Consider the following 9,657-nt stretch of genomic DNA (forward strand, 5'->3'; position numbering starts at 1 on the left):
CTGACTTTAAGGAACACACCATGAGCACAACCCGCCACTTCCTGACCGACCTGGACTTCAGCCAGGCCGAGCAGACCAAGGTGCTGGACCTGGCACTGGCCATGAAGGCCGACAAGTACGGCTACACCCCGTACGCCGGCCCGCAGACCGTCGCGGTCTTCTTCGACAAGACCTCCACCCGCACCCGGGTCTCCTTCCACGCCGGCATCGCCGAGCTGGGCGGCAGCCCGCTGATCATCAACTCCGCCGAGTCCCAGCTGGGCCACAAGGAATCCATCTCCGACTCGGCCAAGGTGCTCGAGCGCATGGTCTCCACCATCGTGTGGCGCACCTACGCACAGTCCGGCCTGGAGGAAATGGCGCAGAATTCCTCGGTGCCGGTGATCAACGCGCTGTCCGACGACTACCACCCGTGCCAGCTGATCGCCGACCTGCTCACGGTGCGCGAGCACAAGGGCGCGCTGGCCGGCCTGAAGATGACCTACCTGGGCGACGCGGCCAACAACATGGCCAACTCCTACCTGCTGGCCGGTGTCACCGCGGGCATGCACGTTGCGATCGCCGGACCGGAGGGCTACCTGCCGGCGGACTCCATCGTCGCCGCCGCCAAGGAGCGCGCCGCGCTCACCGGCGGCTCGGTCACCATCACCACCGATGCGGCCGCCGCGCTGCAGGACGCCGACGTGGTCGCCACCGACACCTGGGTCTCCATGGGCCAGGAGGAGGAAAAGGAAGCACGCCTGTCGCTGTTCACCGACTACTCGGTCACCTCCGCGGCGATGAAGCACGCCAAGGACGATGCCATCGTGCTGCACTGCCTGCCGGCCTACCGCGGCTACGAGATCGAGGCCGACGTCATCGACGGCCCGCAGTCGGTCGTGTTCGACGAGGCGGAGAACCGCGTGCACGCGCAGAAGGCCGTCATGACGTGGCTCATGGTCGCCTCCGGCCTGGCCGAAGACGCCCGGATGGAGCTGTAGCCATGGCTTCGCAGCCCAGTACGAAAACCGCCCGCCAGGCGCGCATCCGCGCCTTCCTGGGCAACAACTCGGTCAAGTCCCAGGCCGAGCTGCTCGGCCTGCTCAAGGACGACGGGCTGGAGGTCACCCAGGCAACGCTCTCGCGCGACCTGGTGGAGATCGGTGCGGTGCGCATCCGCGACAACCTGGGCCAGCTAATTTACGCTGTGCGGCAGGAAGGCGGGGACCGCTCCCCGCAGACCGCCATCACCCAGGAAGTGCTGGACGCGCGCCTGGCCAAGATCTGCGCCGAGCAACTGGTCACGGCCGAGGCCTCCGGGAACATCGTGGTGCTGCGCACCCCGCCGGGCGCCGCGAACCTGCTGGCCCTGGCCATCGACCACTCGCAGATGCCCTCGATTCTCGGCTGCATCGCCGGGGACGACACGATCATGGTCACCACCAGGCAGGTGGACGGCGGCGCGGACGTCGCCGCCCGCTTCCTGCAGCTGGCCGAACCGAGCTAGAACACCGCGGATCCTCCGCTGTGAAACGACGCCGGGCGCACGATGTTATCCACATTGTGCGCCCGGCGTCGTTGCGCCCGCCCCCGGCGCGCGATCATCGGGGCATGGGAGGCCGCAGCCTTGCCCGCGGTACCGCGGCGCACCTTGCCCGGCCCGGCCGCCCATAGCCGTCCGGGCCCGCGCCGCAGCATCCCCCAGCGCGGACCGACGGGCCCGGGCGGCGCCGGCAATCCCGGCGCGGACAGGGCGAAGCCGCCGCCAACCCCGAGGTTCGCGGCGGCTTCGCCGTGGTGGTGGAGGCCGTGCGGGCCGCGTGCTCTCAGGCGGCGAGCTCCTCGACGGCGTTCAGCGCGAAGGCCTGCTCGAAGGCCTCCTGCACCTCGTCGTTGTAGGCGACCAGCACGATCCGGCGTATCGGTGAGATGTGCTTGTTGGTTTCCACCCACTCATTGATGGCCGTGTAGGCGATCTGCGCAACCTGCTGCGGATCCCAGCGGAACGCACCGGCGCCCAGCGCAGGGAAGGCGATCGAATGCACCTCGTGGCGGGCAGCCACGTACAGGGAATTCTTGAAGCAGTCGGCAAGGATCTTGGGGTTCGGCTTGATCAGGGCCAGATTCGGTGCGGCCGTGTGGATGACCCACTTGGCCTTGAGATTGCCCGCCTTGGTGGCCACGGCGACACCCGAGGGAATGCCGTCGGGATAGCGGCTGGCGCGGACTTGGCGGCAGGCGGCCAGCAGGGCCGGACCCGCGGCCGCATGGATGGCGCCATCCACGCCGCCTCCGCCGAGCAGGGAGGGATTGGCTGCGTTGACGATGGCGTCGACGCTCAGCGTGGTGATGTCACCGCGGAACAACTGGATATCCATTTGACTTCCTCCAACGACGTATCCGTATACGACTATGGCTTCACCTTACGCCGGGGCCATGCTTCGTGGAAGAGGGAATCTGCCAACTGTTGGGCATCGCGCGGAGACTTCTTCGAGTTTCCACAGGAAGTGCTTTCACGAGGCAGGAACGGCTTTCGCCGGCCCGTGATGCATATTTATGAGCATCATTGCATAAACCTTTGCTAGAGTAGTGTTCAGCGAAATAAACTCCATCGCATCCGCCGGCCGAACCGGCGCGCGGCGGAGTCCGGGCAGCAGCAGAAAGGAACGAGCCATGGCCTCGTCAACAAATGAAGGATCGCTCTGGGGCGGCCGTTTCTCCGACGGTCCCGCGGATGCAATGGCCGCACTGAGCAAGTCCACCCACTTCGACTGGCGCCTGGCCAGCTACGATATCGCCGGCTCCCGCGCCCACGCCAAGGTGCTGCAGCGCGCCGGCCTGCTGACCGAGCAGGAGCTCGCGGACATGATCGCCGCGCTGGACAAGCTCGAAGCCGACGTGCTGGACGGCACCTACGCCGCCGCGCAGTTCGACGAGGACGTGCACGGTTCGCTGGAACGCGGACTGCTGGAACGCGCCGGCACCCAGCTGGGCGGCAAGCTGCGCGCTGGGCGCTCGCGCAATGACCAGATCGCGACGTTGGGCCGCATGTTCCTGCGCGACCATGCCCGCATCATCGCCGGCGGCGTCGTCGACACCCTGGATGCGCTGCTGGGCCAGGCCAAGGCCCACCCGTACGCACCAATGCCGGGCCGCACCCACCTGCAGCATGCCCAGCCGATCCTGCTCTCGCACCTGCTGCTGGCCTACGCCTGGCCGCTGCTGCGCGACGTGCAGCGCTTCGTGGACTGGGACAAGCGCGCGGCCGTGTCACCCTACGGTTCCGGCGCCCTGGCCGGCCAGACCCTGGGCCTGGACCCGAATTTCGTGGCCGACGAGCTGGGCTTCGATTCCGCGGTCTACAACTCGATCGACGGCACCGCCGCCCGCGACGTGTTCGCCGAATTCTCCTGGATCACCGCAATGATCGGCGTGGACCTTTCCCGCGTGAGCGAAGAGGTCATCCTCTGGGCCACCAAGGAATTCAGCTTCGTGAAGCTGCACGACGCGTTCTCCACCGGTTCCTCGATCATGCCGCAGAAGAAGAACCCTGACATCGCAGAGCTCGCCCGCGGCAAGGCCGGTCGCCTGATCGGCGACCTGACCGGCCTGCTGGCAACCCTCAAGGCGCTGCCGCTGGCCTACAACCGCGACCTGCAGGAAGACAAGGAACCGGTGTTCGACGCCGCGGACACCCTCGAAATCCTGCTGCCCGCCGTGGCCGGCATGATTCAGACGCTGACCTTCAACACCGAGCGCATGGCGGATCTGGCCCCGCAGGGCTTCGCCTTGGCCACCGACATCGCCGAATGGCTGGTGCGCCAGGGTGTGCCGTTCCGCGACGCCCACGAGCTGTCCGGCGCCGCCGTGCAGCTGGCCGAGTCGCGCGGAGTGGAGTTGTGGGACCTGTCCGACGCGGACTATGCAGGGATCTCCGAGCACCTGACGCCGGCGGTGCGCGAGGTGCTCTCCACCGAGGGCTCGCTCAACGCCCGCAACGGCCAGGGCGGCACCGCCCCGAGCGCCGTCGCGCAGCAGATCGTCGAATTCGAGCGCCAGCTGGACTCGGTCCGCGGCTGGGTCGCCAAGTAGCACTGCCCGGTAGGCGGCCGGAACCGCGCAGCAGGTTTGCCTGCGGCGCGGATCCGGCCGCCTACGCATTTAAGCCCCACTCGCGATAAGGTGTGGGTCATGACACAGTTACTGGCACCGGATGCACTCATTTCACAGGTCACCACCGCATTGGATGAGTTGCGGGAACAGGTGCGCGGCGTCGACTTCCAGAACTACGCAAAAGCCAGTTCGCTGCCGGGCTGGAGCACCGCACAGCTCATCGCGCACCTGGCCTCCTTCGCCAAGGCCGCCCGCCGCCAGTTCGAGCGCGCCGGGCAGGAACCGCTGCTCGAAATGTACGACGGGGGAGCGGCCGGCCGCATCGAGGCCATCAACATGACCGCGCTGATGCGCCCCGAAGCGCTGCTGGAACTGACCAACACCGCGCTGGCCGAGTTGCGCGAGGTGCTGCCATCCGCCGCCGGCGCATGGGAAGAACCGGTCGGCTACCGCCCCGGAGCGAAGGTGGCGGACATGATGTACGCCACCTGGCGCGAGATGCTGATCCACGCCACCGACCTGGACGAGTTCGTGCGCCCGGCCTCCAGCTGGCCCGCCGAATTCTCCGAACATCTTTTCCGCGCGCTGGCCGCCCGGGTGCCTTCCGGGGATCGCCTGGTGCTGCAGCCGCATGGCAAACCCCCGGTAGTTCTGGGTGCCGGGGAGAACTCCTGGGTGCTCTCGGGAACCGAGTTTGATCTGGCCGCATGGCTTGCCGGGCGCCCCGCCGCAGGACCGGTGCAGGCCACCGCCGCCGCGGACGCGGCCGATTACCCCGAGCTGCTGCCTTGGCCGAGCGACCGTCTGATGAACCGCTAGCCCCGGGCCGCCGAATCCGAGGCCGCCGGCCGCAGTCCCCTCCCGGGTGCTGCGGCCGGCGCCGTTAAGCCGCCTGACTCGAAGATCCCCAAGTACGGCTAAAATTGTGAGGCGTGAATACTTCTGAGAGCATTACCGACCTGCTGGACCGTTTGTGCGCGATCGTCCCCGACTACCCGCAGCCTGGAATTTCCTTCAAGGACCTGACCCCGGTCTTCGCGGACCCGGTGGGCCTGCGCCGCATGGTCGATGAGCTGATCGCCCCGTTCGAGGGCCGGTTCGACATCGTTGCCGGGTTGGAAGCCCGCGGCTTCGTGCTCGCGGCGGCGGCGGCCTACGCCTCCGGCAAGGGAATGCTGACCATCCGCAAGGCCGGCAAGCTGCCGCGCGAGGTCTACCGCGACGAATACACCCTTGAATACGGCTCGGGCTGCCTGGAGATGCACCGCGACGAGATCGCCCCGGGCACCCGGGTGCTGATCCTGGACGATGTGCTGGCCACCGGAGGCACCGTGGGCTCCGCCGTGCGGCTGGTCGAGATGACCGGCGCCGTGGTCGCCGGCATCGGCGTCGTGCTGGAACTGGACGGCCTGGAAGGCCGCGCCAAGCTGGACGGGCATGAGGTCGTCTCGCTGCAGCTGGTGCATTCCTGAACCACGTTTCGGCTGGTTACGCCGCCCGCGAAGCGGATTAACCGCAGGCGCGGCAGCACGCGTAGAATTATCTGTCCTGTGAATTTAGCGCAAGGGGAAACTGGGTTGTCCGAAACGATCGAACAGGATCTGTCCGTCGAGACCGAGTACGTGGGGAAACTGTACGCAAGGCTTGATGAATTGCGCGCCGAAAAGGTGGAGCAACTGGTCCGAACCAGGGCGCAGGGCGCCGTGGGGAGCTTCCAGAACATGTCCGAGCGCGACTCCTTCGCCACCCTGTACGAGGACCGCATCGCGCAGCTGGATGCCGTGCAGGACCGGCTGGTCTTCGGCCGCCTGGACATGGCCGCCGCCAACGGCTCCAACGGCGATCCGGAGGCGGAAGAGCACCGCACCCGCTACATCGGGCGCATCGGGCTGAGCGACGAGGACCTGAACCGGCTGATGATCGACTGGCGGGCCGCCGAAGCCGCGCCGTTCTACCAGGCGACGGCGCTGAACCCGCGCGGCGTGCGCCGCCGCCGCCACCTGATGTTGTCCGGGCGCAGCGTGGCCGGCATCGAGGACGATGTGCTGGACGAGACCTGGCTGGACGAGGGCCATACCCACCACGGCGAGGGCGCTCTCATGGCTGCGCTGCGCGAAAAGCGCACCGGCCGCATGGGCGACATCGTGGGTACCATCCAAGCCGAGCAGGACGCCATCATCCGCGCTCCGCTGCCCGGAGCCGTGGTGGTCCAGGGCGGGCCGGGCACCGGCAAGACCGCGGTGGCGCTGCACCGCGCCGCCTTCCTGCTCTACGAATACCGCGAGCGGCTGAAGAACGCCGGCGTGCTGATCGTGGGACCGTCCAACTCGTTCATGCGCTACATCGAGCGTGTGCTGCCCTCGCTGGGCGAGACCGGCGTGGTCATGTCCTCGGTGGGCGAGCTCTACCACGGAGTGAAGGCCGTGCCGGAGACCAACCGCACCGTGGCCCGGCTCAAGGGACGTCCCTCGATGGCCCGCGTCATCTCCGCCGCCGTGCGCAACCGCCAGCGCGTGCTGGCCGAGGACCGCACCGTGGTGGTGGAAGGCACGCGGCTGACGCTGACCCGCAAGATGGTGCTCAACGCGCGAGAACGCGCCCGGCACACCCACAAGCCCTACAACCAAGCCCGCGAAACCTTCGTGAAGGTGCTCGTGGGGGACCTGGCAGAGCAGCTACGCCGCAAGCTGGAGGAATCGGCAGGGCAGTCCTCCACCACCGACCGCTCCTACCTGCCGCAGGAGGTCCGCGAGTCCTGGGACGTGCGCGTGGCGCTGAACCTGTGCTGGATGCCGATGACGCCGCAGAAGCTGGTGCGCGAACTGTTCGCCAACCCGCACCTGCTGGCCGCCGCCGCGCCGAAGCTCTCCGAGGCCGACCGCGACGCGCTCTACCGCCGCGTCGACGCCCCGTTCACCGAGGCCGACGTGCCGCTGCTGGACGAAGCGGCTGAACTGCTGGGCGAATACGAGGACCCGCAGGCCGCCAGCGGCCAGGCCCAGTACGACCGCGACGTGGAGAACGCACAGGCCGCGCTGGTGAACATGCACACCATGCTGGAAAACGCCGGCATCGACGGGGTGGTCACTGCGGAGCAGGTCGCCGGGGTCAACCAGGAGACCGCCGTGCGCCAGACTGCCGCCGAGCGAGCGGTCTCGGACCGCACCTGGGCCTACGGGCACATCGTGGTGGACGAGGCGCAGGAACTCTCGCCCATGCAGTGGCGGCTGCTGCTGCGCCGCTGCCCGATCAAGTCCTTCACCATCGTGGGTGACATCGCCCAGACCTCCGCGGCTTCGGGCGCGACCAGCTGGGCCCAGGCGCTCTCGCCGTTCTTCGGCGAACGCTTCACCCTGGAAGAGCTGACGGTGAACTACCGCACGCCGGCGCAGATCGCCGACGCCGCGGTGCGTGTGGCGCAGGCCGCCGGATTGCACATCACCACCCCGCGTGCGGTGCGCGAGGGCGACTGGCCTCCGCTGCTGACCAAGACCACCGACGCGCAGCTGGACGAAACGCTGCGCACCGCGCTGGCCGAGGAACTGGAATACGCCGCAGGCGGACTGCAGGCGGTGATCGTTCCGCAGGATCAGCTGGCCCATGCCCGCAGGGTGATCGGCGCCGCCTACGGCGACCGCGTGGGCGCCGGCTCCGGAGGGCTGAGCCAGGACATCGTGGTGATCTCCGCGCGCGAATCCAAGGGCCTTGAATTCGATGGCGTGATTATCTTGGAACCCGAGCAGCTGGTGGCCGAGGTCGACGGGGGAGTGGGCGACCTGTATGTGGCGATGACACGTACCACCCAGCGCCTGCGGGTGGTTTACACCGGAGAGCTGCCCGAGGGGATGGAAGCCTAGAAACCTCGGCGGCGCCAACTGGCATACAGCCTCCGCAAACCGATAATCTAGGAAGTGCGCACGCCAGGAAACCCCAACTGGCTGCGTCGTGGTGAATTCCCGCTGGAAGCAGCGGGGACAAAGGGGCAGAACATAGACAGAAAAATGGTCAAAGTTAGCATGTCTGAAACCAATCAGAATCCCGTTATTGCGGGACAGAGTAATGATTCCTCCTTCGCGAACGTCTGGCAGGAACTGAAGTGGCGCGGCCTGGTGCATGTTTCCACCGACGAGGCCGAGCTGGAGCGTGCGCTGTCCGAGGAGACCATTACCTACTATTGCGGCTTTGACCCCACCGCGCCGTCCCTGCATCTGGGCAACCTGGTGCAGCTGCTGAACATGCGCCGCCTCCAGCTGGCAGGCCACAAGCCGCTGGCCCTGGTCGGCGGCTCCACCGGCTTGATCGGTGACCCGCGCCAAACCGCCGAGCGCACCCTGAACACCAAGGAAACCGTTACCGAGTGGGTTTCCAAGCTGCAGGCACAGGTTTCGCGTTTCCTGTCCAACGAAGGCGAGAACGCGGTTCGCCTGGTCAACAACCTGGACTGGACCGCACCGCTATCCGCCCTGGACTTCCTGCGCGACGTAGGAAAATACTTCCGCGTGGGAACGATGATCAAGAAGGAGATCGTCGCCGCGCGCCTGAACTCCGACGAGGGCATCAGCTACACCGAATTCTCCTACCAGGTGCTGCAGGGCTACGACTACCTGGAGCTGTACCGCCAGTACGGTTGCACCCTGCAGACCGGCGGTTCGGACCAGTGGGGCAACCTGACCAGCGGCACCGACCTGATCCGCAAGGTAGAGGGGAAGTCGGCTTTCGCCTACGGCACCCCGTTGATCACCAACTCGGACGGCACCAAGTTCGGCAAGTCCGAGGGCAACGCGATCTGGCTGGATGCCCAGATGTGCTCCCCGTACACCTTCTACCAGTTCTGGCTGAACACCGCCGATGCAGATGTGATCGACCGACTGAAGGTCTTCACCTTCATGTCGCGGGAGCAGATCGAGGCGTTGGCTGTGGAAGTTGCCGAACGTCCGTTCAAGCGCCAGGCCCAGCGCGAGCTTGCCTGGCAGGTGACCTCGCTGGTGCACGGCGAAGACGCGACCAACAAGGTGATCGCCGCTTCCGCCGCAGTCTTCGGCAATGGAGAACTGGGCGACATCGACCTGCCGACCTTGCAGGCAGTGATTGCCGAACTGCCCACCGCCCAGGTGGCGGCCGGCGACCTCGGCATTCTGAATGTGTTGCATGCTTCCGGACTAAGCGAGAGCTTGTCGGCTGCACGACGCACTGTCGGTGAAGGCGGAGCCTATGTGAACAACGAAAAGGTCGAAGGCATTGACAGCGAACTGTCTGAAGCCGACTTCCTCCATGGTCGCTACGCGATCGTCCGCCGCGGCAAGAAGAACATGGCTGTCGTCGAACTGACCAAGTAGAAACTCAGCAAAACCGCCAAGAATTTGTGAACCAGCACACTTTTTTGGCGGTTTTGTTGCATCTAAAATGTAAAAACACTAGTCAGAGCGGAAAATTGTGCCGTTTCGGGAGTCGTTGGCCGATTTTGCGTGGGGGCGGAAGGCGTGTAGAGTTTTATCTCGTGCCGCTGACACGGACCAGCCGGAAACGGCAGGGATGTGGACGCGAAGCGAACAAGCGTGAAACACG

At 66.5% G+C, this 9,657-nt stretch carries 8 protein-coding genes; 7 read left to right on the forward strand and 1 reads right to left on the reverse strand.

The annotated features are described in order from the left end of the window. Positions 1-20: 20 nt before the first annotated feature. Both argF and IEY43_RS14185 read left to right on the forward strand, forming a co-directional pair. Positions 21-980: an ornithine carbamoyltransferase gene (argF, locus tag IEY43_RS14180; RefSeq protein WP_188949221.1), complete on the forward strand. Its 960-nt coding sequence runs from the start codon at positions 21-23 to the stop codon at positions 978-980. Positions 981-982: 2 nt separating this feature from the next. Then, positions 983-1,486 (forward strand): arginine repressor, encoded by a 504-nt coding sequence (locus tag IEY43_RS14185; protein ID WP_188949222.1) that lies wholly within the window; start codon positions 983-985, stop codon positions 1,484-1,486. Positions 1,487-1,805: 319 nt separating this feature from the next. Here the strand turns inward: IEY43_RS14185 and IEY43_RS14190 are convergent, their stop codons facing one another. Further along, positions 1,806-2,357 (reverse strand): O-acetyl-ADP-ribose deacetylase, encoded by a 552-nt coding sequence (locus IEY43_RS14190; RefSeq protein ID WP_188949223.1) that lies wholly within the window; start codon positions 2,355-2,357, stop codon positions 1,806-1,808. Between the two features lie 295 nt (positions 2,358-2,652). On the opposite strand from IEY43_RS14190, the gene argH reads away from it, so the two are divergent. From argH to tyrS, 5 genes are all read left to right on the forward strand, one after another. Next, positions 2,653-4,071 carry an argininosuccinate lyase gene (argH, locus tag IEY43_RS14195; protein ID WP_188949224.1) on the forward strand — a complete coding sequence of 473 codons (1,419 nt, stop codon included), beginning with the start codon at positions 2,653-2,655 and terminating at the stop codon, positions 4,069-4,071. Positions 4,072-4,170: 99 nt separating this feature from the next. Continuing rightward, complete coding sequence (locus tag IEY43_RS14200; protein ID WP_188949225.1) at positions 4,171-4,911, forward strand: maleylpyruvate isomerase family mycothiol-dependent enzyme; 741 nt, start codon at positions 4,171-4,173, stop codon at positions 4,909-4,911. A 113-nt stretch (positions 4,912-5,024) separates the two neighbouring features. Then, on the forward strand, positions 5,025-5,564 hold the full coding sequence (locus tag IEY43_RS14205) for an adenine phosphoribosyltransferase (RefSeq protein WP_229777421.1): 540 nt from the start codon (positions 5,025-5,027) through the stop codon (positions 5,562-5,564). A gap of 105 nt (positions 5,565-5,669) precedes the next feature. Then, a complete protein-coding gene (locus tag IEY43_RS14210) occupies positions 5,670-7,949 on the forward strand; it encodes a HelD family protein (RefSeq protein WP_188949226.1) in 2,280 nt (759 codons plus the stop codon). A gap of 159 nt (positions 7,950-8,108) precedes the next feature. Next, complete coding sequence (tyrS, locus tag IEY43_RS14215) at positions 8,109-9,428, forward strand: tyrosine--tRNA ligase (protein WP_188949227.1); 1,320 nt, start codon at positions 8,109-8,111, stop codon at positions 9,426-9,428. Positions 9,429-9,657 lie beyond the last annotated feature (229 nt).

It is taken from the genome of Glutamicibacter protophormiae (assembly GCF_014647495.1).
GTDB lineage: Bacteria > Actinomycetota > Actinomycetes > Actinomycetales > Micrococcaceae > Glutamicibacter > Glutamicibacter protophormiae.

Coding starts and splice junctions, on each gene's coding strand:
- argF (WP_188949221.1), top strand. CDS start 21: ATGAGCACAACCCGCCACTTCCTGACCGACCTGGACTTCAGCCAGGCC.
- IEY43_RS14185 (WP_188949222.1), top strand. CDS start 983: ATGGCTTCGCAGCCCAGTACGAAAACCGCCCGCCAGGCGCGCATCCGC.
- IEY43_RS14190 (WP_188949223.1), bottom strand. CDS start 2,357: ATGGATATCCAGTTGTTCCGCGGTGACATCACCACGCTGAGCGTCGAC.
- argH (WP_188949224.1), top strand. CDS start 2,653: ATGGCCTCGTCAACAAATGAAGGATCGCTCTGGGGCGGCCGTTTCTCC.
- IEY43_RS14200 (WP_188949225.1), top strand. CDS start 4,171: ATGACACAGTTACTGGCACCGGATGCACTCATTTCACAGGTCACCACC.
- tyrS (WP_188949227.1), top strand. CDS start 8,109: ATGTCTGAAACCAATCAGAATCCCGTTATTGCGGGACAGAGTAATGAT.